Annotated in this window: 19 protein-coding genes; 13 read left to right on the forward strand and 6 right to left on the reverse strand. The window is 64.5% G+C overall.

What is annotated here, in order from left to right; translation table 11 throughout:
* Window position 1 precedes the first annotated feature (1 nt).
* From BUA05_RS04865 to BUA05_RS04895, 7 genes are all read left to right on the forward strand, one after another.
* A complete protein-coding gene (locus BUA05_RS04865) occupies window positions 2–1,645 on the forward strand; it encodes a preprotein translocase subunit YajC (RefSeq protein ID WP_245790084.1) in 1,644 nt (547 codons plus the stop codon).
* Between the two features lie 16 nt (window positions 1,646–1,661).
* Window positions 1,662–2,828: an XrtA/PEP-CTERM system-associated ATPase gene (locus BUA05_RS04870; RefSeq protein ID WP_072673552.1), complete on the forward strand. Its 1,167-nt coding sequence runs from the start codon at window positions 1,662–1,664 to the stop codon at window positions 2,826–2,828.
* 2 nt (window positions 2,829–2,830) lie between these two features.
* Complete coding sequence (locus BUA05_RS04875; RefSeq protein WP_072673553.1) at window positions 2,831–3,760, forward strand: XrtA system polysaccharide deacetylase; 930 nt, start codon at window positions 2,831–2,833, stop codon at window positions 3,758–3,760.
* Entirely contained in the window at window positions 3,757–4,818 is a 1,062-nt protein-coding gene (locus tag BUA05_RS04880) for a FemAB family XrtA/PEP-CTERM system-associated protein (RefSeq protein WP_072673554.1), read from the forward strand. Before BUA05_RS04875 ends, BUA05_RS04880 begins: the two co-directional genes overlap by 4 nt.
* Window positions 4,818–6,044, forward strand: a complete 1,227-nt coding sequence (locus BUA05_RS04885; RefSeq protein ID WP_072673555.1) for a TIGR03087 family PEP-CTERM/XrtA system glycosyltransferase — start codon at window positions 4,818–4,820, stop codon at window positions 6,042–6,044. The genes BUA05_RS04880 and BUA05_RS04885 overlap by 1 nt, the downstream gene beginning before the upstream one ends.
* A gap of 61 nt (window positions 6,045–6,105) precedes the next feature.
* On the forward strand, window positions 6,106–7,044 hold the full coding sequence (gene xrtA / locus BUA05_RS04890) for an exosortase A (RefSeq protein ID WP_245790085.1): 939 nt from the start codon (window positions 6,106–6,108) through the stop codon (window positions 7,042–7,044).
* Between the two features lie 12 nt (window positions 7,045–7,056).
* Entirely contained in the window at window positions 7,057–8,955 is a 1,899-nt protein-coding gene (locus tag BUA05_RS04895; RefSeq protein ID WP_072673557.1) for an XrtA/PEP-CTERM system amidotransferase, read from the forward strand.
* Here BUA05_RS04895 and zapE read toward each other — a convergent pair.
* Genes zapE through BUA05_RS04910 form a run of 3 tightly spaced genes read right to left on the reverse strand, consistent with a single transcriptional unit; the run spans window position 8,952 to window position 11,330 of the window.
* On the reverse strand, window positions 8,952–10,073 hold the full coding sequence (zapE, locus tag BUA05_RS04900) for a cell division protein ZapE (protein WP_072673558.1): 1,122 nt from the start codon (window positions 10,071–10,073) through the stop codon (window positions 8,952–8,954). The genes BUA05_RS04895 and zapE overlap by 4 nt on opposite strands.
* A gap of 11 nt (window positions 10,074–10,084) precedes the next feature.
* Complete coding sequence (locus BUA05_RS04905) at window positions 10,085–10,546, reverse strand: PaaI family thioesterase (protein ID WP_084662478.1); 462 nt, start codon at window positions 10,544–10,546, stop codon at window positions 10,085–10,087.
* Between the two features lie 4 nt (window positions 10,547–10,550).
* Window positions 10,551–11,330: a succinate dehydrogenase iron-sulfur subunit gene (locus BUA05_RS04910; RefSeq protein ID WP_072673559.1), complete on the reverse strand. Its 780-nt coding sequence runs from the start codon at window positions 11,328–11,330 to the stop codon at window positions 10,551–10,553.
* 236 nt (window positions 11,331–11,566) lie between these two features.
* Here BUA05_RS04910 and BUA05_RS04915 point away from each other — a divergent pair, with 236 nt between their 5' ends.
* On the forward strand, window positions 11,567–12,313 hold the full coding sequence (locus tag BUA05_RS04915) for an SDR family NAD(P)-dependent oxidoreductase (protein ID WP_072673560.1): 747 nt from the start codon (window positions 11,567–11,569) through the stop codon (window positions 12,311–12,313).
* A gap of 12 nt (window positions 12,314–12,325) precedes the next feature.
* Here the strand turns inward: BUA05_RS04915 and BUA05_RS04920 are convergent, their stop codons facing one another.
* Window positions 12,326–13,279 (reverse strand): D-alanine--D-alanine ligase family protein, encoded by a 954-nt coding sequence (locus BUA05_RS04920; protein ID WP_245790086.1) that lies wholly within the window; start codon window positions 13,277–13,279, stop codon window positions 12,326–12,328.
* 136 nt (window positions 13,280–13,415) lie between these two features.
* Between BUA05_RS04920 and BUA05_RS04925 the strand changes: the two genes are divergently transcribed.
* The gene (locus BUA05_RS04925; RefSeq protein ID WP_072673562.1) at window positions 13,416–14,879 is read left to right on the forward strand and encodes a PLP-dependent aminotransferase family protein; all 1,464 of its coding nucleotides are present in this window, start codon (window positions 13,416–13,418) and stop codon (window positions 14,877–14,879) included.
* A gap of 9 nt (window positions 14,880–14,888) precedes the next feature.
* On the opposite strand, the gene BUA05_RS04930 is transcribed toward BUA05_RS04925, so the two are convergent.
* Window positions 14,889–15,905, reverse strand: coding sequence for a D-alanine--D-alanine ligase family protein (locus BUA05_RS04930; protein WP_072673563.1), 1,017 nt, complete (start codon window positions 15,903–15,905; stop codon window positions 14,889–14,891).
* A gap of 149 nt (window positions 15,906–16,054) precedes the next feature.
* Here BUA05_RS04930 and BUA05_RS04935 point away from each other — a divergent pair, with 149 nt between their 5' ends.
* Window positions 16,055–16,690: a class I SAM-dependent methyltransferase gene (locus tag BUA05_RS04935; protein ID WP_072673564.1), complete on the forward strand. Its 636-nt coding sequence runs from the start codon at window positions 16,055–16,057 to the stop codon at window positions 16,688–16,690.
* 138 nt (window positions 16,691–16,828) lie between these two features.
* Here the strand turns inward: BUA05_RS04935 and BUA05_RS04940 are convergent, their stop codons facing one another.
* A complete protein-coding gene (locus BUA05_RS04940; protein WP_072673565.1) occupies window positions 16,829–19,738 on the reverse strand; it encodes an Rne/Rng family ribonuclease in 2,910 nt (969 codons plus the stop codon).
* A gap of 426 nt (window positions 19,739–20,164) precedes the next feature.
* On the opposite strand from BUA05_RS04940, the gene BUA05_RS04945 reads away from it, so the two are divergent.
* From BUA05_RS04945 to BUA05_RS04955, 3 genes are read left to right on the forward strand one after another with little or no spacing between them, the layout of a single operon-like run.
* On the forward strand, window positions 20,165–21,064 hold the full coding sequence (locus tag BUA05_RS04945; protein WP_072673566.1) for an N-acetylmuramoyl-L-alanine amidase family protein: 900 nt from the start codon (window positions 20,165–20,167) through the stop codon (window positions 21,062–21,064).
* A gap of 55 nt (window positions 21,065–21,119) precedes the next feature.
* The gene (locus BUA05_RS04950; protein WP_084662479.1) at window positions 21,120–23,654 is read left to right on the forward strand and encodes a penicillin-binding protein 1A; all 2,535 of its coding nucleotides are present in this window, start codon (window positions 21,120–21,122) and stop codon (window positions 23,652–23,654) included.
* A gap of 53 nt (window positions 23,655–23,707) precedes the next feature.
* Entirely contained in the window at window positions 23,708–24,241 is a 534-nt protein-coding gene (locus BUA05_RS04955) for a peroxiredoxin (RefSeq protein ID WP_072673568.1), read from the forward strand.
* Window positions 24,242–24,307 lie beyond the last annotated feature (66 nt).

Here is a 24,307-nt window from a genome sequence, read left to right on the forward strand (position 1 = left end):
CATGCGCGCATCAATTCTTGCATCGGCGCTGACTTTCACCGGCCTGTTTTGCGCGACCCCGGCGCTTGCCCAGGCGCAGGGCCAGCAGGGCGATCCCGGCGGGCCGGGCGATCAGGGCAGCACCCGCATTATCCAGCCCTATATCGAAGTTTCGCAGATCATCTCGGCCGAGCTTTCGCCGGGCGATGATGTGCTGACCTTCACCCAGGTCGCGGTCGGGGTTGATCTCAACCTCCAAAGCCGCAACAGCGGGGCTGCGGTCTCGCTGCGATATGAACGCAATATCGGCTATGGCGATAACAGCATTGATACCGACACCATCAGCGGGATCGCGCGCGGCACGCTGGCGCTGATCCCCAATGCGCTGAGCTTTGAGGCGGGCGGGCTTGCCGCTCGCACCCGCGTTGATGGCGGAGGTGGGACCACCACCAACCCGCTGGTGCGCGAGGACGCCGAGAGCCGCTTCTACAGCCTTTACGCCGGCCCCACTCTGGCAACCCGTGTCGGCGTGGTCGATCTGACCGGCATCGGGCGCGTGGGCTATAACCGTTTCGAGAACGACGCGGCGCTGGTTGATGCGCAGGGCCAGCCTGTCGACGTGTTCGATGACAGCGTGACCTATCTTGGTCAGGTCAGCGCCGCAACGCGCCCAGGGGATGTGCTGCCCGTTGGACTGGCGGTCACCGCGGGCGGGTTTCAGGAAGATATCGGCAATCTCGACCAGCGCGTGCGCGATCTTTATGTGCGCGGCGATGTGACCGTGCCGCTGAGCCCGACCTTCGCGCTGGTCGGCGGCGTGGGTTACGAGAACGTCGAGGTCTCCAGCCGCGATGCGCTGCGCGATGCCAATGGCGTGCCGATCATCGGCAATGACGGCCGTTTTGTCACCGACCCGACCGCACCGCGCATCCTCGCCTTCGATGTCGATGGGCTGCTGTGGGATGTCGGCGTATTGTGGCGCCCCAGTTCGCGCACCGCGCTTGAGGCGCGGGTGGGCGAGCGTTACGATTCGAGCACCTATTACGGCACCTTTACCTATACCCCCAGTGAACGCAGCGCCTTTGCGCTTGCAGTCTATGACGGGGTGACCGGCTTTGGCGGGCTTCTCAACAATTCGCTCGCCGGCCTGTCGAGCGATTTCGAGGCGATCCGCAATCCGGTGACGGGCGATTTCGGCGGTCTGGTGAACGGCACGGAAGGGCAGTCGCTGATCGGCGGGCTCGGCTCGGTGCGCTCGGCGGCATTCCGCGGACGCGGGGTGTTGGCATCCTACCAGCGGCAGTTGGGCCGCACCACCGCAGTGCTGGGCGCAGGCTATGACCGGCGCACCTTCATCGCCGCGCCGGGCACCGTGCTGGCCGCGCTCGATGGCCTCACGGACGAAAGCTATTATGTCATCGGTGGGCTGACCCGGCAGCTCGGGCAGAACGCCGATCTCACCACCAATGCCTATGTCAACTGGTTCGACAGTGCTTCGCAAGGCGGCGATGTCACCGCTGTCGGCGCGTCGGCTGCCTATAATCACGCTCTGACCCAGCGTCTGGTTGCCCGTGCAGCGCTGGCGGTCGATTACTTCGACAGCGAATTCACCGCCGAGGATTTCGCCTTCGCCACCGCGCTCATTGGCCTGCGTTACAATTTCTGACGGGAAGCGACAGCTCATGTATGATCAATATTACGGCTTCAGCTCACGCCCTTTCCAGCTGACACCCGACCCGCAGTTCTATTTCGAGAGTGTCAGCCACAAGAAGGCGATGAGCTATCTCGGCTACGGCCTGTCGCAGGGTGAGGGCTTCATTGTCATCACGGGCGAAGTGGGGGCGGGCAAATCCACCTTGGTCGCGCACCTGATGGAGCGGATCGACCCTGCGGCGCTGACCGTGGCGCAGGTGGTCACCAGCGCACTTGATGACGATGAACTGGTGCATGTCGTTGCACAGGCCTTCGGGCTGGCGGTTGAAGGGCACGACAAGGCCGGGGCGTTGGGCGCGATCGAACGCTTCCTGCAGGACGAGGCGCGCGCCGGACGGCGCTGCCTGCTGGTGGTGGACGAATGCCAGAACCTTGATCTGACCGCGCTTGAGGAATTGCGGATGTTGTCCAATTTCCAGCTCGGTTCGCACCCCTTGTTGCAGAGCCTTCTGCTGGGCCAGCCCGAGTTCCGCCGTACGCTGGCGCATCATCCGGGGCTGGAGCAGCTGCGCCAGCGGATCATCGCCTCGCACCATCTCGAAGCGCTCGATGAGAACGAGGTCGAGGACTATGTTCGCCACCGGCTCGGCCATGTCGGATGGAGCGGCCATCCGGCGCTTGGCGAAGGACTGCTTGAGGCGCTCTATCGCCAGACCGACGGGATTCCGCGCAGGGTCAATCAGGTGATGAACCGCCTGCTGCTGCTTGGCGCGATCGAGGAGCGCGGCGAACTGACGCAGACCATGCTGGGCGAGGTGGTGACCGAGATGTCTGCTGACCAGACCCGTGGCACGCATCGGCGCGGCGACTTGCGCGAAGCGCCGGCCGCCTCTCCAAATGCGCTGGCCGAAGGCAGCCTGCCCGCTGCTGAAGTCGCTGCCTTGCTGGCTGGCCGGGATGCCCGCACTGCCGGACTCGAAGCGGCGATCAGCGAATTGCAGGCCGCCGGGATCGGCCAGCGCGCGGAGGGGGACGAGGCGCTCTCGCCCGAGGACGCCCGGCTTGCCGAAGCGCGCTTCGCCGCCGAACTCGAACGCATCGAGGCGCGGCTTGAGCAGCAGGAGCAATCCTTCCGCCACGTGCTCGCGATGCTGATCGAGTGGCTCGAGGAAGACCCGTCGCGCGAGGCGGCGTGACCATGAACGCACCCTTCGTTCCTGCACCGGAGACAGGCCGCGCCGCCATCGTCAATGGCCTTTCGGTCGATGTCGAGGACTGGTTCCAGGTCGGCGCGTTCGAGAATGTCATCGCCCGCGGGGAATGGGACAGCATCCGTACGCGGGTGGAGGACAACGTCTATCGGATCATCGACCTGTTCGCCGAAGCCGATGTACGCGCAACCTTCTTTACGCTGGGCTGGGTGGCAAAACGTCATCCGGCGATGATCCGCCGCATCGGCGATGCCGGGCACGAAATTGCCAGTCACGGCTATGACCATGCCCGCGTGTTCACCATGGATCGCAAGACCTTTGCCGACGATATCCGCAAGGCGCGCGCCATCCTTGAAGATTGCTCGGGTGTCGTGGTGACCGGCTACCGCGCACCGAGTTTCTCGATCGACCAGCGCACGCCCTGGGCCTTTGCCGAGCTTGCCGAACAGGGCTTTACCTATTCATCAAGCGTCGCGCCCGTGGCGCATGATCACTATGGTTGGCCCGAAGCCCCGCGCTTTGCCTTTCGTCCCTTGCCGTGGGCGTCGCTGGTCGAATTGCCGGTGACCACCGCGATGCTTGGCGGGCGGCGTGTGGCGGCAGGGGGAGGGGGCTTTTTCCGGGTGCTGCCCTATGGCTTTTCGCGCTGGGCGATCCGGCAGGTGAACCGCCGTGATGGCCGCCCGGCGGTGTTCTATTTCCACCCGTGGGAAATCGATCCTGATCAGCCGCGCGTGGGCCATGCTCCGATGCGCTCGCGCCTGCGGCATTATACCGGGCTTGCCAGGATGGCGGGCAAGCTGGGTGACCTGATCCACGATTTCCGCTGGGGCCGGATGGACATGATTGCGCATCGCGAGGCGGCGCGCGCAGGCGAACTGCCGATGTTGCCGCCGGTAGACGAGGTAGCGGCATGAACGCGCCGGTCCGCACCGGGCATGAGGTGCACAGGCTGGATTGGCGCGATGCGGGCGAGGTGCGCCGGATCGAAGGCTTCGTTGCAGAACAGCGCGCGAGCCTGTTTCATTCGCCGGCATGGCTGCGTGCTGTGGAGGCGGGAACGGGACAACGTGCCGCAGGGCTGCTGAGCGAACGGCGCGGCGTGGTCACAGGCTGGCTGCCGCTGACCGAAGTGCGTTCGGCCTTGTTCGGCAAGGCGTTGGTTTCGAGCGGGTTCGGGGTTGGCGGCGGGATCTGTGCCGAAACTCCTGAGGCCGCGCGGGTGCTGGCACGCGCAGCCGAGACACACGCGGCGCGTGGCGGCTTTGCCGGGATCGAATTGCGCGGCGGGCCGATCCCCCAGGGTTGGGACTGCCGGGACGACAGGCATTGCGGTTTCGAACGTCCGCTTGCCGAATCCGACGAGGCCGAACTCACCGCAATCCCGCGCAAGGCCCGCGCCGAGGTGCGCAAGGGTCTTGGCTTCGGCCACCGTGTGACCATCGGGCGCGGGCCGGGTGATCTTGCGGCGCATTACGCCTGCTACAGCGCGAGCGTGCGCAATCTTGGCACGCCGGTTTTCCCCAGGGGCCTGTTCCGGGCGATGCTGGAAGCCTTCGGGCACAGCAGCGACATTCTTACCGTCTGGGACGGGGAAACCCCGCTGGCGAGCGTGCTGAGCTTCTATCACGATGGCGCAGTGATGCCGTTCTGGGGCGGAGGCGTGCTTGCTGCCCGCGCGGCCCGCGCTAATGAGCGGATGTATTACGAACTGATGCTCTACGCCCGCAGGCAGGGTATGACCCGCTTCGATTTCGGGCGCTCCAAGACGGGGAGTGGGCCTTTCGCTTTCAAGAAGAACTGGGGCTTTGCGCCTGCGCCGCTGACCTATGGCGCATGGACTGCACCGGGCGCCGCGCCGCGCAACATCGATCCGACCGATGCCGGTTACAGCCGCAAGATCGAATTGTGGAAGAAGCTGCCCCTGCCCATCGCCAACACCGTGGGGCCATGGATCGCGCGCGGGCTCGCGTGATGGGAGAGATCCTGTTCCTCACCCACCGCGTGCCGTTTCCGCCGGATCGCGGGGACCGCATCCGCGCGCATCATCTGCTCAAGGCATTGGCGCGGATGGGTCCGGTGCATGTCGGCTGCTTTGCCGAAAGCGCAGGCGAGCGGGCTGGCGAAGCGGATCTGGCTCGGCTCACCGCCTCATACTGCATCGCCCCGCGCACCAAGCCCTTGCCACTGGCTGGGGTTGAGGCGGTGGTAGCCGGCAAGCCGGTGAGCCTCACCGCATTCCACAGCCGCAAGCTTGAAAGCTGGGTGCGCAAGTGCCTGGTTGATTATGACATGAGTGCCATCGTCGTCTTCTCCGGGCAGATGGGGCAATATGTCCCCGATGACTTCGGTGGCCGGGTGGTGATCGACCTGTGCGATGTCGATAGCGCCAAGTTTGCCAGCTATGCCGATGCGGGCGAGCGGGCGTGGCTCAATCGGCGCGAGGCGCGGTTGCTCACGCGTGAGGAGGAACGCCTTGGCCAGCGCGCCGATGCGACGCTGCTGATATCCGAGGCCGAGGCCGCGCTTTATCGCGCCCATCTGACCAATCCGGCGCAGGTCAACGTGCAGGTGATCGGCAACGGCATCAACGCGGCGTTCTTCGATCCTGCCGACGCCGCGCCGCAGCCGCTGATCACCAGCCTGCCGGGGCCGCATTTTGTTTTCACCGGGCAGATGGATTACCGCCCCAACGAACAGGCCGCATTGTGGGTGATCGAGAAACTGGTGCCGAAACTGCGTCAGCGCTATTCCACCGCCTTGTTCCATGTGGTCGGGCGCAATCCGACCGCCCGGCTGATGGCACGGCATGGCCTGCCCGGCGTGCAAGTGTGGGGCGAGGTGCCTGATGTGCGCCCGTTTCTCGCCGCGGCCGATGTCGTGCTTGCGCCGCTGATGATCGCGCGCGGAGTGCAGAACAAGGTGCTGGAGGCGATGGCAATGGCGCGGCCGGTGGTGCTGACTGGCGATGCTGCGACCGGGATCGCGGCTGAAGACGGCGTTCACTGGCGGATAAGCCCGCCTGATGCAGAAGCGATGTGCGCAATGCTCGAACCCCTGCTTGCATCGCCGGATGGTCGCAGGCGCATGGGCATAGCGGCGCGGCGCTTCGTGCTCGATCAGCATGGCTGGGAGGCGATGTTGGCGCCGCTCGGCGATCTGCTCGGGCTTGGCGCCAGGGGTGCACGCGATGCCGCCTGAGCCTGCTGTTCGCTCCGCCCCGCGCACAGCGCCGTTTGCGCGCATTTCCGCCGATTGGCGAATGTCGCTGGTCGCGCTTGCTGGCGCAGCTCTGGCGCTGGTACTCGTGACCGCCAGCGCGTGGGGCCAGATGCTGCACCAGTGGTGGAACATCGATACCTATAATCATCTGCTGCTGGTGCCGTTCATCATAGGGTGGCTGACGGCGTTGAAGCTGCGCGAGTTGGCCCGGTTGGTTCCGCGCCCGTTTCTGCCCGGCCTCGCGCTGGTGGCGCTGGCGCTGGGGTTGTGGTGGGCTGGATGCGCCAGCGACCTCAACCTTGTCGCACAAGCCGGCGCGGTCGCTGCCCTGCAAGCCGCAATCGTAACCGTGCTGGGCCTGCGGGCGTCGCTTCTGCTGGCCTTGCCGCTGGCAATGGGCTGTTTTCTGGTGCCGTTTGGCGATGAGATCATTCCGCCGTTGCAAGTGATCACCGCCGACATGGCCATTGCGCTGACCCGGTGGAGTGGTGTGCCCGCCAGTATTGATGGCATCTATATCGACACCCCGGCAGGATTGTTCATCGTTGCCGAGGCCTGTTCGGGCGTGAAGTTCCTGATCGCGATGGTCACGCTTGGCGTGCTGGTGTGCTTTACCCGGTTCGAACACTGGTCTCGCCGTGCGCTGTTCATGGCTGCCTGCATTATCGTGCCGATCCTCGCCAACGGGGTGCGGGCATGGGCGACCATCTATGTCGCGCAATTCATCGGGGCCGAGGCAGCGGGCGGGTTCGATCACATCGTCTATGGCTGGATCTTCTTCGCGCTTGTCGTAGCCGCGCTGCTGGGCGGCGCATGGCGGTTTTTCGAGCGCGAGCCGGAGGAGTATGGCTGGACCATGGACAGGCTGGCATCCTGGGGCTGGCTTGCCCGCGCAGATGGCCCCAACCTTGCGCCGGTCACTGCTGCACTCGTGATTGCCGCAATGGCCGTGATTGCCGCGCTTGGCACCATGCTCTAGGCCTGCCCGGATATGTGCGGGATTGCCGGGATATTTCATGCCGAAACGCCCAAGCCGGTCGATCCCGCACGGGTCGAGCGGATGTGCGACGCGCTGTTGCATCGCGGCCCGGATGGGGCAGGGGTGTGGACTGCGCCCGGCGTGGGGCTGGGCCATCGCCGCCTGTCGATCATCGACCTTGCCGGTTCGCCCCAGCCGATGCATTCGGCCAATGGTCGTGCGGTGATCGTCTTCAACGGCGAGATCTACAATTTCCGCGAATTGCGGCGCGAACTGGAGCAGGCGGGATTCACCTTCCGCACCTCGGGCGACACCGAGGTAATTCTTGCCGCTTGGCAGCGCTGGGGTCCCGATTGCCTTTCGCGGCTCGACGGGATGTTCGCCTTTGCGCTGTATGATCTGGGCAAGCGCCAGCTCTTCCTTGCGCGCGACCGCTTCGGGGTGAAGCCGCTGTTCATGGCGCATTTGTCGGATGGCAGCATCGCCTTCGCTTCCGAACTGAAGGGCCTGCTCGCGCACCCGCTGCTGCGTCGGCGGGTAAGCCCGGAAGCGGTCGAGGCTTACATGACCTGGGGTTATGTCCCTGACACGCATTCCATTCTGGCCGGGGTGGAAAAGTTGCCGGCCGGGCATTTCTGGCTGCTGGAACATGGCCGTGCGCCCGGACGCCCGCAGCGTTGGTGGGACATCGACTTTTCCGAGCGCGAGCGCGGGAGCGAGGCCGATCTCTCGGCGCAGCTTGTCCACCGCTTACGCGAAGGCGTGCGGTCGCGCATGGTGGCTGATGTCCCGCTGGGCGCGTTCCTTTCGGGCGGGGTCGATAGCTCGGGCGTGGTCGCGTTGATGAGCGAGGCCAGCAGCAACCCGGTGCAGACCTGTTCAATCGGCTTCGATGTCGCGGCCTATAACGAGACCAGTTACGCGCGGCAGGTCGCCGCGAAATTCGGTGCGGATCATCAGGAGCGGATCGTTGCGACCGATGACTTTTCCGCCATCGACCAGCTTGCCGCGATGTTTGACGAGCCTTTCGCCGATGCCTCGGCGCTGCCGACATGGCGGGTGTGCCAGTTGGCGCGCGAACGGGTGACAGTGGCGCTGTCGGGTGACGGCGCGGACGAGGCTTTCGCTGGCTACCGGCGGCAGGTGTTCCACCACCACGAGGAGCGCGCGCGCGGTGTCCTTCCCGCAGGCCTGCGCGGCCCGCTGTTCGGCACTCTGGGCCGCGCATGGCCCAAGGCCGACTGGGCGCCGCGACCTTTCCGCGCCAAGGCAACTTTGCTGGCGCTGGCCGAGAGCGGCGAGGAAGGTTACGCGCGCGGCTTGTCGGTGACGCTGCCCGAAGCGCGGGCCGCGCTCTATTCCGATGCCTTCACCGCCAGCCTCGCCGGGTTTCGCGGTGAGGATGAGCTGATCGCGCTGATGCGCAATGCTCCGGGCCGTTCGGGCCTCGACCGCGCGCAATATGCCGACCTTGCCTTCTGGATGCCGGGCGACATCCTGACCAAGGTTGACCGCACCAGCATGGCGGTGAGCCTTGAAGCGCGCGAACCGCTGCTCGATCACCGTCTGGTGGAGTTCGCCGCGCGCCTGCCCGAGGGGATGCGGGTCAAGGGCGGCACCGGCAAATACCTGCTCAAGAAATCGCTCGAACGCTATCTGCCCCGCGACATTCTCTACCGGCCCAAGCAGGGGTTCGTTACCCCGATTGCAGAGTGGCTGCGCGGGCCATTGGCGGGCGCGGCGCGGGGAATCGCGGTGAGCCCTGTCATCACCCAATCGGGCTTCTTCGATCCCAAGGCGGTTGCGACAATGGCCGAAGCCCATATCACGGGCCGGGCCGATCATTCGCGCAGCCTGTGGCAATTGCTGATGCTGGAAAAGTCGCTCGACCGGCTCGGGGTGTCCTCCTAACCTTCGGTCCCGTGGCCCAGTGCCATGTATTCATCGCTCTGCATTTCGTTGAGGCGGCTGACGGTGCGTTCGAATTCAAACGCACCGTCGCCTGCCTGATAGAGTTCTTCGGGTGCCGCCGCGGCGGTGGCGAACAGCTTCACCCGGTTTTCGTAGAGCGCATCGATCAGCTTGGTGAAGCGGATTGCCTCGTTGCGGTTCTCCGGCCCCATCCTCGGCACGCCGACGATGATGATGGTGTGATAGGCCTGCGCGATGGCGAGGTAATCGGCTGCCCCGCGGTTTGCGCCGCACAGCTTCTTGAAGCTGAAGACGCCGACGCCCTTGAGGCTCTTGGGCACGTGCAGCGTGCGGCCGCCGCCCAGATCGAGCTCGCCGCTTGGCACATTGGCGGCATCTTCGGGCGCGAAGTCGGTGAGGCGGAAGAAGGCTTCGCGCACCTGCGCCGTGGCCGCATCGCCGATCGGGGCGTGCCAGGTCGCCAGCCCACCAATGCGTTCGAGCCGGTAATCGGTCGGGCCGTTCAATGACAGCACGTCCATCTCGCGTGTCACCAGCTCGATGAAGGGCAGGAACAGCGAACGGTTCAATCCGTCCTTGTAGAGGTCTTGCGGCGGTCGGTTGCTGGTGGTGACGATCACCGTGCCGCTTTCCATCAACGCTGTGAAGAAGCGACCCATGATCGCGGCATCGGCGGTGTTGGTGACGACCATCTCGTCGAAGGCGAGGCAGCGGACTTCTTCAGCCATCCGCATCCCTACAGCAACAAGCGGGTCTTTCAGTTCGGCCTTGCGGGCCTCGGCAATCAGGCGGTCGACTTCGAGCATGAAGGCGTGGAAGTGGACTCGCCGCTTGGCCGGGATGGCGAGCGTTTCCACGAACAGGTCCATCAGCATCGACTTGCCGCGCCCGACGCCGCCCCACAGGTAGACCCCGCGCGGGTCCGGCTCTGCGGCGCGGGTGCCGGTGAGGCGGGCGAACAGACCGCGCTTCACGGGCGGCGCTTCAAGCTCGCGCTGCAACCGGTCAAGCCGCTCCGCCGCTGCACGCTGATCGGGATCGGCGCGCAGTTCTCCGCTGGCAATCAGCGCATCATAGCGGGCAAGGAGGCCGGCCACGGCGAAGCGCTTCAGCCGCGCGGCTGCATCTTGCGAACGATGCCCGAGAAGCTGGCGACCACGTCGCCCTCCTGCTCCACCATCCCGCGCACGAACACCAGCTTGCCGGTCTCCCGCACGACTTCGGTCACTGCGTCCAAAGGCCGGGCCGGATCGCCGCCGCCTACGAACTGCGTGGACAACTCCAGCGTTACCGAAGGCCCCGCATTACCGGTGCCGAGATTGTGCATCGTCACGAACAGCGAGATGTCGATCAGCGCCAGCGTCACCGCACCGTGGATGATGCCTTGCAGGTTCTCGTGCCGCCGCTCCGGGAACATCCGCAGCCGGGCTTTTCCATCGTGGTCAACGCGGGTGATGAGCCTGCCCATCACCGCGCCGTTGAACAGCGTCGGGTCCTTCAGATTCCAGTGCCGCCAGCCGGGATTCTCCGGGTCTGGCCCGTGCTCGAAAACGTCGTCTTTCAGAGGCACCGGATCAGATGACCCGCTCAGCCATCATCTTCTTGGTTTCGGCAATGGCCTTGGCCGGGCTGAGGCCCTTGGGGCAGACATTCGCGCAGTTCATGATGGTGTGGCAGCGATACAGCCGGAACGGGTCTTCCAGATCGTCGAGCCGTTCGCCGGTCATTTCGTCGCGGCTGTCAGCCAGCCAGCGATAGGCCTGCAACAGGATAGCCGGGCCAAGGAACTTGTCGGAATTCCACCAGTACGATGGGCACGAAGTCGAACAGCAGGCGCACAAGATGCATTCATACAGCCCATCAAGCTGTTCGCGCTGTTCGGGCGATTGCAGGCGCTCCTTGCCGCTGGGCGTCGGGGTAACAGTCTGCAACCACGGGCGGATCGAGGCATATTGCGCATAGAAATGCGTGAAATCGGGCACCAGATCCTTGATCACGTCCATATGCGGCAGCGGTGTGATGCGGATTTCGCCCTTCAGATCCTCGATCGCGGTGGTGCAGGCCAGGCCGTTCTTGCCGTTCATGTTCATCGAACACGAACCGCAGATGCCTTCGCGGCAGGAACGCCGGAAGGTCAGGGTGGGATCGATCTCGTTCTTGATCTTGAACAATGCGTCCAGCACCATCGGGCCGCATTCGTCGAGATCGAGTTCGAACTTGTCATAGCGCGGGTTCTGGCCGCTGTCGGGATCATAGCGATAGACCTTGAACGACTTCACCCGGCCACCACTGGCCTTGTGCACATTGCCGTCGCTGCGAATCTTGGAATTCTTGGGGAGAGTGAAGGTCGCCATTGAGTGATCCCGTTTTGATTTGCACCCTATCTAGCGTCTCTGCCGGGTGTGGCAAGCGGGCGCGAGTTGCAGGCTTTCGCACACTGGTTGAGCGCGGCTCAGCACCCGTGTTGGAGACACATGAGACACTGTCCAGAAGCAGAAAAGCCATGTCCCCTGCCGCTGGTACCTGGGGTGCCTGGCGCAAAGAGGCAAAAAGCGTGGAACCGTCGGGTCATGCGCGCACTTTAGCTGACATGGATCATGTAGGACAGCAGGCGCATGCCTGGCCGCGCAGCGCAGCGGTTTTCGGGGCTTCGGGCGGGATCGGACGCGCGCTGTGCGATGGGCTGGCCGCGTGCGGCACGCAGGTTATCCACGCCGGATCGCGTGCCGGCACCGATCCGGCGGGCGCAGGGATGCGGCCGTTCGCCTTTGATCTCACCGATGAAGCCACGATCGCCGCCGCTGCCGAGGCGATGCGTGATGATCCGCCCGAATGGGTGATTATCGCCACCGGCGTGCTGACACTGGCGGACGGGGCGGGGCCGGAACGCACCTATAAACGGCTTGATGCAGCGGCAATGGCCGAGGTTTTCGCCCTCAACACGATTGGCCCGGCCTTGATTGCCAAGCACATCCTGCCGCTGATGCCGCGCGGGCGCCGGTTCGTATTCGCGGCGCTGAGCGCGCGGGTCGGTTCGATTTCCGACAACCGGCTTGGCGGATGGCATTCCTACCGCGCCTCCAAGGCCGCTCTCAACATGCTGATAAAGAACCTTGCGCTGGAACTGGCGCGCACGCACCCGGAAGGCGTGATTGCCGGGCTGCACCCCGGCACGGTCGATTCCGCCCTGTCGCAACCGTTCCAGTCGAACCTGCCCGATGGACAGCTGACCGCGCCGGGCGATGCGGCGGGCAACCTGCTGGGCGTGCTGGCGCGGCTTGGCCCGGAACAATCGGGGCAGGTGTTCGATTTTCGCGGGGAGCAGGTCCCGGCCTGAGCGGGCCTTGCGCTACAGCAGCCCGTGGCGAGCGAGGCTTTCGGCCAGCAGCGTCTCGATCAGCTGTTCCTGCGTCCAGCCTGCCAGCACTGCCGCGCGGCCGAACACCTTCTGCGACCACAGGTTGCAGTTGAGGTTCAATTCGAGGAACTGGATGTCGCCCGTCGCCTCGTTCACCCGGAATTCGAAGCGACCATAATCGAACGGGCGGTATTCCTCCCAGGCCTTGCGTGTCAGATCCGCAATGCGCGCGACCAAATCGGGCTGATCGAAATGATCGAGCGAATATTTCTGGCTGCGATCGACCAGATCGCGCTTTTCGTAATAGGTGCGCAGATGCGCCGGATCGGCCTGGCGGAAGATCATCATCGGCATGATCTGCGGTTCGCCATTGATGGTGATCACTGGCACTTCGACATCGCTGCCTTCAAGAAACGGCTCGACGATGGCATCGTGGTTGTCGGAATGGGTGCGCTCGACCGCGGCTTTCACGCCCTCCCAGTCATGGGCATCCTCGACCCCCCAGCTGGCTGAGGAGGCATTGGGTTTGATCACGTAACGTGTTGCAGGCGGGCACGTGTCGGGCGTGATTGGCGCGCCCTTGCGATAGATTGCCCAGGGCGCAGTCGCCACACCGGCATCCTGCGCTGCGCGCTTGGCCAGATGCTTGTCGTCCGACAATCCGCGCAGGATCGGGCTGGCCCCGAGGTAGGGAATGCCCGCGCGCTCACACAAAAGCGGCAGCAGCATTTCCGAATTGAAGAACCCGGCGCGGTTGAGCAGCGGGAACACGAAATCGACCTTGGGCGGATCAAACAGCACCTCATGCGTCTGCGCAACGACAAGATTGAGGCCAAGCGCTTCGAGCGTCTGGCGCATCTCGCGGTGATACAGCGCGTGATTGCCGTCTTCGGGATGGAGATCGCCCTCCCACAGCGCGTTCTTGGCGATGAACAGGATGGTCAACCGCGCTTTCGCAGCGGCCGGGATGGCAAGGGGGCGGCGTTGTGACAAGTTTTGCGGTGTCCGTGGAATGGCAATAGCCCTGTCGCATAAATGTGCTAGGCGTTTCGACCAAGCGTAATCGTTCAAGAAGAGCCATGTGATCGCACAATTTCCCGATCTTCATCCTGATTATTACGGGCAGCCGGGTGTTGCCGGGCTGATCGACCTGCTTTCTTCGGGCGGGGATGCGCGCATCACGCTTGATCCGCAAACCGGGCTTAACCGCTATCTTGCAGCGCCTTATCCGCGCCGCACGCTGGCCTTTGCATCATCGACCGCGAATGACATTTCGGCGCCGGCCTTTGATCATCTGCTCGCGCTGAAGGCGGCGGGCCTGCCGTCCCATGGGGCGCAGCTGGATGAATTGCGGCGCCGGATTCTTGATGCCTATGGCGTCGACCAGCACGCCGGTGTCGTGTTTGCGCCGTCGGGCACCGATCTTGAATTCGTCGCACTGGCGGCGGTTGGCGGGCGCGGGCAGGCAGGGGTGCACAATATCCTGCTGGGCGCGGACGAGGTTGGCAGCGGCTGCGTGTTTTCGGCGCGCGGACGATATTTCGCCGAGGAGACCGCGCTTGGGGTTGCGACCCGACCGGGCGATCCGGTGGCGGGGGTGGACAGTGTGACGCTGGTCGATGTGCCGGTGCGGTGCGATGGCGGCACGGCGCGCACCAGCGCCCAGATCACGGATCAGATACGCACCGAAGTGCGCCGGGCCGGGGCCGAGGGGCGGCACGCGTTGCTGCACGTGGTGCATGGGTCCAAGACCGGCCTCATCCTCCCCAAGCTGGCTGAGATTGATGCGTTGCGCGCCGAATTCGGCGATGCACTCAGCCTTGTGGTCGATGCCTGTCAGGCGCGGATCGCCGGCCCGGCGGTGCGCGAATATCTCGTGCGCGGCGCCGTGGTGCTGCTGACCGGGTCAAAATTCATGGGCGGCCCGCCGTTTTCCGGCTTCGCGCTGGTGCCCGGTGATGTGATTGCGCGCGCTGCACCGCTGCCCCACGGCTTTGCCACTTTGTTCCGCCGGTGCGAATGGGGCGATGGCTGGCGCGGGGCGGACCAATTGCCCGACATCGGCAATCCCGGCCTTGCCTTGCGGCTTGAAGCTTCCGTGTTCGAACTTGAACGGTTCAGCGCGCTTGGGCTTGATAAAATCGAGCGGGTGATCCTCGCATTCCAGCGGGCGGTGCGCGAGCTGCTTGAACGGCGGCTTGGATTTTCGCGGGTTGCGCCATATGCGCCCGGCAGCACTGCGCAGGCGGCCGATCACCCGATCGAGATGCTCACGCTGGCCACGCTGGATATCAGCAGCCATCCCGCGGCGCGGAGTTTCGATGCGGCGCGCGGGTTGTATCACGCGCTCGACCGTGATGGTCTGCGCTTGGGGCAGCCGGTCAAATGCGTGCGACTGGGTGACGGGCAATGGGGGGGAACCTTGCGGGTCGGCCTGTCGATGCCGCAGGTCTGTACCCTCGCGGCGCTCAGCGATCATGCGCTAGAAGTTGCGCTGTTTGCGCAGATCCGCCAGTTTGCCGACGCGCTGACAGTCCCCGCCTGAGGCGCGTCTTCAGCCGCTGATCAGGCCGTTGCGGCGCCAGCTTTCTGCCAGCAGCGTCTCCAGCAGATCGGCATGACTCAGTCCTGCGCGTGCGGCGGCCTTGGCCATGACCTTCTCCGACCACAGGTTGCAGTTGAGGTTGATTTCGATGAAATTGATGTCGCCGCTGTTCAGGTCCAGCCGGAATTCGATCCGGCCATAATCAAACGGCGTGAATTCGCGCGCGACCGCTTTCGCCATGGCGGTGATCTGCGGGGCGAAATCGGAATGCTCGAACGCCTTCAGCGCCGCCTTTTCGGTGTTCTGGACCAGATCGCGTTTTTCGTAATAGGTCCACAGACGCTGGGTGTTTTCGCGCTCGTACCACAGCATCGGCAGGGCAACGGCCGCGTCATCCATGGTGATGAAGGCGCACTGGATGTCGTAGCCATCAAGATAGGGCTCTACGATCGCATCATGGCCTTGCCCGTGGATATTGGCGATGGCGTTGGCGACACCGGCAAAATCGAACGCATCGGAAATGCCCCAGCTGGCCGAAGAGGCATTGGGCTTGATCACCCAGCGGCCTGCCGGGCTGGCGGGCAGATCGGCCTCCAGCACCGGCGCGCCGCGGCGATAGCAGAACCAGTCGGCCGTCGGCACACCGGCATGGCGCGCGACCAGTTTCGACACTGACTTGTCATCGCCCAGCCCGCGCAGGAACGGCATCGCCCCGAGATAGGGGATGCGCAGGCGGTTGCACAGCAGCGGGATCAGCATCTCCGAATTCACAAACCCCCCGCGGTTGAGCAGCGGGAAGACGAAGTCGACCGGCGGAGCGTTGAACAGCATCTCGTATTTGTCGCCAAGCGTGAGGTTGAGCCCAAGCCCTTCGAGCGTCTGACGCACTTCGTGATGGTAGATTGCGTGGTTGCCATCTTCGGGATGCATCCCGCCGCCCCACTTGGCATGTTTGGCCATGTAGAGCAGTCGCACACGGTCCTTGTCTTCGGGGGAAATCCGCAGGGGCTTGAGCGGTTCGGTCATGCGTGTTCAATCCATCCAGGTAGGCGGCGCTGATTACAAGCTCGCCTATGGCTGCGCTACTCAATTCTTGCGCAAGTCGGCATGGAGGGGATTGGCAAGCGGCAGGCTTTGGCCGAGATTGGCGCTGCGGGCCGAGAAGGGGAGAGCATATGGGGCTGGGATCATGGTACGAACGGCACGTCATGCCGCGCCTCATCACCTGCGCGTGCAGCCAGGGACAGGTCATGAAGCGGCGCAGCGCGGTGGTGCCGAGGGCAGCGGGCGACGTGTTCGAACTGGGCTGCGGGGGCGGGATCAATCACGAATTCTACAACGCACAGGCGATCACTTCCTATGCCGGGATCGATCCGCATGAAGGGCTGCTGGACGGTACGCGCGTGGCGGCGCGGGAAATGGGCTGGGCAGCGGACCTGAGGGCAGGGCGGGGTGAGGCGATCCCTTTTGGCGATAGCAGCTTTGATTGCGCGGTGTGCACATTTACCCTGTGTTCGGTGAATGATCCGCAGCAGGTGATGGACGAAATGCGCCGCATCCTGCGGCCCGGCGGGAAGGTGCTGTTCCTTGAACATGGCCGCGCGCCCGATGCCGGGGTGCTGCGCTGGCAGGAACGGATCGAGCCGGTGTGGACACGGCTTGCCGGAGGGTGCCATCTGACCCGCCCGATCGGTGCTGCGCTGCGCGGTGCGGGCTTTGCGGTCGAGCCGCTGGGTCAGGGTTACACGCCCAAGGCGCCGCAGTTTGCCGGATGGATGGAGTGGGGTATCGCCCGCAAGGTCGGCGCCTGATCGATCCGGTCAGAAAAGCCGAAGCCCTTCAGGCGGAAATGGTCTGGCGCAATTGCAAAGGCCGGAAGATGTTGTCCATCTCCCGGCCTTTGCTTTTGTTTGGCGCATAGCCCTGCGTAAAGAGCCCTGCGCGAAGGATTATTCCCCGAAGGTGCGCTGCCACCATCCGCGGCGCGGTTTCGCATCTTCCTTCGGTGCATCTTCCTTCGGTGCATCTTCCTTTTGAGCCACTTCCTCGGGACTGGCCTTGGCCTTGGCCCTTGATCTTCTGGCCGGTTTGGCGGGCTCCTCGGCCGCTGCTGCGGCTGTCTGGGGCGCATCATCTGGCCCGGCAATCACGGCCATGTCCTGTTTGACCTGTTCCGCAATCGCTTCGGCGGCAGGCGCATCGACAGGCATGGTCTTGCGCGGGGCGCGCTTGCGCTTGGGCTTTTCAACCGGGGCTTCTGGTTCGGGCGCTTGCGCGGCGGTGTCCGCTGCCACTTCCGGAGCCAGTTCGGACGAGACCTCTTGTGCAGCCCCGTCTTGTCCAGCGGCCTCCTGCAAAGCGGCTTCGGCAGCAGGCGCGGCTTCCTTTTTCTTGCGCGGGGCGCGCTTGCGCTTGGGCTTTTCGACCGGGGCTTCCTCGCTGGCCTCGGGCGCGGGTGTCTCGGCAGCGTCCGCTTCGGGCGCGCTTACCTCGGTCTCGCTGCCGTTCTGGTCGCCATCTTCGCCGCCATTTCCGTCGCCATTTCCGTCGTTGCCACCCTGCGTGTCTTCGCCGGTGCCATCGCCATTATCCGAACGCCGCTTGCGTCCGCGACCACCGCGACGGCGGCGCTTCCTGGGGCGTTCTTCCTCGCCGTCTTCGCGGGTTTCATCCGCAGCACCATCGGCCGCTTCGCGATCATCCGCGTCATCATCGGCATCCGAGCCATTGTCAGCGCCGCCGTCCTCGCGATCCTGGCGATTGCGGCTGCGTCCGCCGCGCCGCCGGCGACGCTTCTTCGGGCGTTCGCCTTCGTCGCCTTCATCGGAGCGGTTGCGCCGGTTTTCGCGGGTGTCTTCCACTTCCTCGATCTCTTCGTCCTCGGGAAGATCCTCGTCCTCATCCTCGTCGATGATCGGTTCGAACCTGGGCGCCTGTGACGGGCGCGGGCCGCCGCTCGACACGCTCATCTTCGCGCCTTCCTGCTCGCCTTCGGGCAGGACTTCGACAGTGACGCCATAGCGATGTTCGATCTCGACCAGATCGGAGCGCTTTTCGTTGAGCAGGTAGATCGCTGCTTCGGTGCTGGCGGCAAGGCGGATCTGCGTGCCCTTGCCGCGTGCGGCCTCGTCCTCGATCAGGCGCAGCGCCGAAAGGCCCGCTGATGATGCGGTGCGGACAAGCCCGGTGCCGTCGCAATGCGGGCACGGGCGGGTGGTCGCCTCAAGCACGCCGGTGCGCAGGCGCTGGCGGCTCATTTCCATCAGCCCGAAACTGGAAATCCGGCCGACCTGAATGCGCGCGCGATCATTCTTGAGCGCGTCCTTCATCGCCTTTTCGACCTTCCGGACGTTGCCCGAATATTCCATGTCGATGAAGTCGATCACGACCAGACCGGCCATGTCGCGCAGCCGCAACTGCCGGGCGATTTCCTTGGCGGCTTCAAGATTGGTGTGAAGCGCGGTCGCTTCGATCCCGTGTTCCTTGGTCGAACGGCCCGAGTTGATGTCGATCGAGACCAGCGCCTCGGTCGGGTTGATGATCAGGTATCCGCCCGATTTGAGCTGCACCATCGGATCATACATCGCACGCAGCTGGTCCTCCGCGCCATAGCGCTGGAACAGCGGGACCGGATCGGAATAGGCTTTCACCCGGCGCGCATGGCTGGGCATCAGCATCTTCATGAAGGCCTTGGCCGACTTGTAGCCGTCCTCGCCCTCGACCACGACTTCCTCGATTTCCTTGTTGTAGATGTCGCGGATCGCGCGCTTGATCAGGTCGCTGTCCGAATGGATCAGCGCCGGCGCAACCGAGGCCAGCGTCTTTTCGCGGATTTCGTCCCACACGCGGGCGAGGTAATCGAAATCACGCTTGATTTCAGGCTTGGTGCGGCTGAGGCCAGCGGTGCGCACGATCAGCCCCATGCTGCGCGGCAGCTTGAGATCGGAGACCATGTCCTTCAAGCGCTTGCGATCGCTGGAGGAGCTGATCTTGCGGCTGATCCCGCCCCCGCTTGAGCTGTTGGGCATCAGCACGGTGTAACGCCCGGCGAGGCTGAGATAGCTGGTCAGCGCTGCGCCCTTGTTACCGCGTTCTTCCTTGACCACCTGCACCAGCAGCACCTGACGGCGCTGGATGACGTCCTGGATCTTGTAACGGCGGCGCAGCGCCATGCGCTTGGCACGCACTTCATCAACCTGCTTGGCACGGCTGCGGCCACTGCTGCCGCCGCGGCCTGCGCCATTGCCTTTATCGCCTTTGCCCTGACGGCGGCGTCCGCGGCGGCCACGGCCGCGTTCACGTTCACCGTTCTCGCCGGAATCCTCACCGTCGTCGTTGTCGGCATCGTCCGTATCGTCATCGTCGTTGTCGTCATCGCCGTTGTCGTCGTCCGACGCGCCATCTTCGATGGTGGAGACATCGTCCTTGTCCGAGGTGTCGATTTCCTCGACCCCGTTCTCGGCCAGATCTTCGGCCAGTGCCTCGCCGCTTTCATCTTCGGCGTCATATTCGTCGCCGGGGGCAATGCCTTCATCCTCGTCCTCTGCGCGGAGGCGTTCTTCTTCCTCGGCCGCCTCAGCCTCTTCGGCGAGCAGCGCATCGCGGTCAGCCTTGGGGATCTGATAGTAATCGGGATGGATTTCGCTGAAGGCGAGGAAGCCGTGGCGATTGCCGCCAAAGTCGACAAAAGCCGCCTGCAGCGATGGTTCAACCCTGGTTACCTTGGCGAGGTAGATATTGCCCTTGATCTGCTTGTGTTCGGCAGATTCGAAATCGAATTCCTCAATCCGGTTGCCTTGCAGTACCGCCACCCGGGTTTCTTCCGGGTGGCGCGCATCGATAAGCATGCGCGTTGCCATTGAATATTCTCCATGCGTCCGGCCTTGTCCGCGTGGCGGAGGGAAGGGGACGCCGATTGTGGGATGATCCGGACTGCCCTGAAGGACGGCCGGAAGGGATTGCCGCGCTGCGCCCGAACGGGGCGGGAGGCACGAAGCTCGTGTCTGCAGAGGCAAGATCGCGGCGGATCGCCGCGCTTCGGCCCGCAACGGCACAGGCGACAGAAAGGCGCGCTGAGCTGAATTGCGGGGAAAAGCGTCTCGTCACTACATCAACCTGTTCTTGGACCGGGCGCCGCAGAAGAGAGGAAGCCCGGAGCGAGAGGCGGGCTGTGCCGGTGCAAAAGCACCAGGTCGCAACCGCTCTCGAAACATCGCTAGCACTGTGGGGCAAACCCCGCAACTCTATTGCGTTATCTTCAGGCAAGAACGTAAGCCTGCTGCGACATGAGCTTTCGTACTCTTCTGCTGATCCTGCTGATGGTCCCTGCGCTGCTGTTGGGCGGGGCGGCGGCGCTGGGTGTGGCCATCCCCGTGCCGCACTGGGGCAGAGACTATGTGCTGCGCTTTGTTCTTGAGGGCGCGACCACCCCGCCTGAACTGCCAGAGATTGCCGGGCCGCAAGATTCTGACCGGCCGCTGGTGGTGATCGATGCCGGGCATGGCGGGCCGGATCCGGGCGCGATCGGGCTGGATCGCGAAGGGCGTGAGGTGCACGAGAAGGATATCACCCTCGCACTTGTTTTGGCGCTGCGCGAACAATTGCTGGCGCAAGGCGGCATCCGGGTGGCGCTGACCCGCGCGGATGACCGTATCCTGCCGCTGGCGGATCGGTCAGAGATTGCCCGGCTGCTGGACGCCGACCTGTTCGTTTCGATCCATGCCGATTCTGCCGGAGAGCGGGACGATGTCAGCGGCGCGAGCATCTACACCCTGTCCAATGCCGCATCGAGCGAGGCGGCAGCGCGGTTTGCCGCGCGTGAGAACGATGCCGACCGGCTCAATGGAATCGCCATCGAAGGGCAGAGCGAGGCGGTGAGCGCGATTCTGGTCGAACTTTCGCAGCAGCGCACGCAGGAAGACGCGATCGAATTTGCGGGTCTCGTGCTGCGCGAGGGCGGAGAGCGGCTCGCCTTCCACCCGCAGCCGCGCCGATCGGCCGCACTGGCGGTGCTGCGTGCGCCCGATGTGCCTTCGGTGCTGTTCGAAAGCGGCTTTGTCACCAACCGGGCGGACCGCGACCGCCTGACCACCCCCGAAGGTCAGGCGCAATATGCTCGCGTGCTGGCCCGCGCGATCCGGGTCTATTTCGCGCGCCGGGCGGATGTGACGGCGGAAGGGGAATAGGCGCGCAAAAGCGGCTAGCCTTGCCCGCCAGCTGCGTGCTAGTTGCGCCTTTCCCATGACTGAGCAGACCCCCGCCACTTCTATGGATTCCGGCCCGCTGCCGACCTGGGCCTATCTGCGTTACCGAGTGAACCGCGATATTGGCGGCGCGCTCGGGTGGTTCGGCAAAAAATGGCAGGAAAGCCTGCTGTTCAAACTGGTGGCAAGCCTGCTTGCGATCGGGCTGGCGATCTGGATCGCGGTGTTCGTGTGGCTGGCAAACGACCTGCCCGATGCCGAAACCCTGCTGGTCTATGAAACCCCGCTGCCCACGGTGGTGCGCGGGATTGATGGCGAGATCGTGCATTCCTACGCGCGTGAACGGCGGGTGCAGCTGCAATATGTCGATTTTCCCGATCAGCTGATCGAGGCCTATCTTTCGGCCGAGGACAAGACCTTCTTCAGCCATGGCGGAATCGACATTTTCGGCACCGCCAACGCGGTGTTCGATTATGCCCGCAAGATGGGCTCGGGCGAGCGCGCGGTGGGCGGTTCGACCATTACCCAGCAGGTGGCCAAGAACCTGCTTCTGGGCGATGAATACTCGGTGACGCGCAAATTGAAGGAAATGATCCTTGCCGGGCGCATCGAACAGGCGCTGACCAAGCAGGAAATCCTCGAACTCTACCTTAATGAAATCCCGCTCGGGCGGCGTTCTTTCGGCGTGCAGGCGGCAGCACGCGCCTATTTCGACAAGGACGTTGGCGATCTTGATCTGCACGAAATGGCGTTCCTTGCGATCCTGCCCAAGGCGCCGGAACGGTATGGCCGCAAGGGGCAGGAACAGGCCGCGCTTGGCCGCCGCAATTTCGTGCTCGTCCAGATGGAGGCCAATGGTTTCATCAGCGGGTCGGAGCGGCGTGCGGCAGCGGCGCAGCCGCTTGGTCTGGTGACCCAGCGCAGCACGCGCAGCGTTGATGCGGGCTATTTCCTTGAAGAAGTGCGGCGCGAGTTGATCGGACGTTTCGGCGAAGTGGCCGAAGACGGGGCGAACAGCGTCTATGCCGGCGGGCTGTGGGTGCGCACCTCGCTGGATCCCGAAATCCAGCTGGCCGCGCGCGATGCCTTGCGCGATGGCCTGCTGCGCTATCACGGCGGGCGTGGCTGGGGCGGGCCGATTGCCACCATTGATGTGAGCGCGGGCAACTGGGCCAGCCAGCTGCAAAGCTCGCCGCTCGGCATCAATTACCGCAACTGGCGCATCGGTGTCGTCACCAGCCGCAGCGGGGCTTCGGCGCGGATCGGCTTTGCCGACGGTAGCGAAGCACCGCTCACGAACCTGCCCGATCGGCTCAAGGCGGGCGATGTGATCGCGGCGAGCCCGGCGGGCAATGTCTGGCGCGTGCGCACCACGCCCGAAGCGCAGGGCGCGCTGGTGGTGCAGAACGCGCAATATGGCCGGGTGCTGGCGATGCAGGGCGGGTTTGATCACCGGCTGTCGGACTTCAACCGCGCGACACAGGCGATGCGTCAGCCAGGTTCGACCATCAAGCCGTTCGTCTATGCCACCGGGCTTGACAGCGGCATGACCCCTTCGACCCAGATCGATAACTCGCGTTACTGCTATTATCAGGGCGCCAACCTTGGCGAGAAATGCATTCGCGGCGGACGCGCAGGACAGTTTCCAGTGCGTTACGGCCTTGAACAGTCGCAGAACATCATGACCGTGCAGATCGGCATGACCGCAGGCATGGACAATGTCGTGCAGGCAGTGGAAAAACTCGGGATCGGGAAGTTCGATCCCTATCCCTCGACCGCGCTCGGGGCAGGCGAGACCACGCTGTCGCAGATGGTGGCGGCCTATGGCGCGCTGGCCAATCACGGGCGGCTGAATGCGCCGACGGTGATCGATTATGTGCAGGACCGGCGCGGCAAGGTGCTGTGGCGCGCCGATACCCGCGATTGCCGGGGCTGCAACATGCCCGAGTGGGATGGCAAGCCGATGCCGCGTTTCGGGCTCAAGGGCGTGGCTGCGATGGATGCGCGCACCGCGTTTCAGGTGATGCATATGCTGCGCGGCGCAGTCAGCCGGGGAACGGCAACCGTGCTCAACCCGCTCAAACTGCCGCTGTTCGGCAAGACCGGCACCACCTCCGGCCCCAAGGACGTGTGGTTCATCGGCGGGACGCAGCAGATGGTTGCAGGCGCCTATGTGGGCTTTGACAAGCCGCGCAACATGGGCGGCTATGCCTATGGCGGCACGATTGCTGCGCCGATCATCAAGAGCATGATCGAAAAGACCCGCGCGAAGTGGTCGGACCTGCCCCCCGTCGCGCCAGAAGGGGTGCGCATGGTGCGGGTCGACCGGCGCACCGGCAAGCAGGTGTTCGAAGGCTGGCCGACCGACGATCCCCGATCCGAGATCATCTGGGAGGCCTTCAAACCCGATACCGAGCCCGAGCGTTTCACACGGCAGGATGAAATCGCCGCCCGCCGCAACGAGATCCTTCAGCTGATCCGCGCAGGCCGCGAGAATGCCGATGGCGCGGTGGTGGACGATAACCCCGATGCCCCGCGCGACTTCGTGATCGAGCAGGGCGGGATTTATTGACGCACAGCCCGTGCGCCGGGGAACCGGCGTGGGCCTTGGAAGGTTGCATCTGCATGACCGGAAAGCTTGTTCGTTTCGCCGCTTCCGCGCTTGTCGCCGCAGGCCTTGCCACCACCGCTGCGGCTGAACTACCCGTGGGGGAGGATGCGCCCGGCTTCACCACCCGCGCCGCGCTGGCGGGTAAGGAATTCGGCTTTTCGCTGAGCGCTGCGTTGGCGAAAGGCCCGGTGGTGCTGTATTTCTACCCCAAGGCCTTTACCAGTGGCTGCACGCTGGAAGCCAATGCCTTTGCCGAGGCGATGCCGCAATTCCGGGCAGCAGGCGCAAGCGTGATCGGGATGTCGAACGACGATATCGAGACGCTGAAGCGTTTCAGCCGCGAGGAATGCCGCGATGCCTTCCCGGTCGGTGTCGCCAGCACCAAGGTGATCGGCGCCTATGACGTGGCGATGGGTGGATCGGGACTTGCCAGCCGCACGTCCTATGTCATCGCGCCCGACGGGCGGATCATCGCCGTGCATTCGGCCAGCGATTACCGCGGCCACGTGGAAAAGAGCCTTGCTGCGGTGCGCGCGCTGAAGAAGTAGCCCGCACGGCCGGCGGCAGCGCGGCTTTACAATCGCGCCGCCCGCGTTAAGCGCAGGCCGGAATTT

Origin of the sequence: Erythrobacter sanguineus (genome assembly GCF_900143235.1) — a bacterium.
GTDB lineage: Bacteria > Pseudomonadota > Alphaproteobacteria > Sphingomonadales > Sphingomonadaceae > Erythrobacter > Erythrobacter sanguineus.

Excerpts from the sequence above, each read along its gene's own strand:
- BUA05_RS04865 (WP_245790084.1), top strand. The coding sequence starts at position 2 with ATGCGCGCATCAATTCTTGCATCGGCGCTGACTTTCACCGGCCTGTTT.
- BUA05_RS04870 (WP_072673552.1), top strand. The coding sequence starts at position 1,662 with ATGTATGATCAATATTACGGCTTCAGCTCACGCCCTTTCCAGCTGACA.
- BUA05_RS04875 (WP_072673553.1), top strand. The coding sequence starts at position 2,831 with ATGAACGCACCCTTCGTTCCTGCACCGGAGACAGGCCGCGCCGCCATC.
- BUA05_RS04880 (WP_072673554.1), top strand. The coding sequence starts at position 3,757 with ATGAACGCGCCGGTCCGCACCGGGCATGAGGTGCACAGGCTGGATTGG.
- BUA05_RS04885 (WP_072673555.1), top strand. The coding sequence starts at position 4,818 with ATGGGAGAGATCCTGTTCCTCACCCACCGCGTGCCGTTTCCGCCGGAT.
- xrtA (WP_245790085.1), top strand. The coding sequence starts at position 6,106 with ATGTCGCTGGTCGCGCTTGCTGGCGCAGCTCTGGCGCTGGTACTCGTG.
- BUA05_RS04895 (WP_072673557.1), top strand. The coding sequence starts at position 7,057 with ATGTGCGGGATTGCCGGGATATTTCATGCCGAAACGCCCAAGCCGGTC.
- BUA05_RS04910 (WP_072673559.1), bottom strand. The coding sequence starts at position 11,330 with ATGGCGACCTTCACTCTCCCCAAGAATTCCAAGATTCGCAGCGACGGC.
- BUA05_RS04915 (WP_072673560.1), top strand. The coding sequence starts at position 11,567 with ATGGATCATGTAGGACAGCAGGCGCATGCCTGGCCGCGCAGCGCAGCG.
- BUA05_RS04930 (WP_072673563.1), bottom strand. The coding sequence starts at position 15,905 with ATGACCGAACCGCTCAAGCCCCTGCGGATTTCCCCCGAAGACAAGGAC.
- BUA05_RS04935 (WP_072673564.1), top strand. The coding sequence starts at position 16,055 with ATGGGGCTGGGATCATGGTACGAACGGCACGTCATGCCGCGCCTCATC.
- BUA05_RS04940 (WP_072673565.1), bottom strand. The coding sequence starts at position 19,738 with ATGGCAACGCGCATGCTTATCGATGCGCGCCACCCGGAAGAAACCCGG.
- BUA05_RS04945 (WP_072673566.1), top strand. The coding sequence starts at position 20,165 with ATGAGCTTTCGTACTCTTCTGCTGATCCTGCTGATGGTCCCTGCGCTG.
- BUA05_RS04950 (WP_084662479.1), top strand. The coding sequence starts at position 21,120 with ATGACTGAGCAGACCCCCGCCACTTCTATGGATTCCGGCCCGCTGCCG.
- BUA05_RS04955 (WP_072673568.1), top strand. The coding sequence starts at position 23,708 with ATGACCGGAAAGCTTGTTCGTTTCGCCGCTTCCGCGCTTGTCGCCGCA.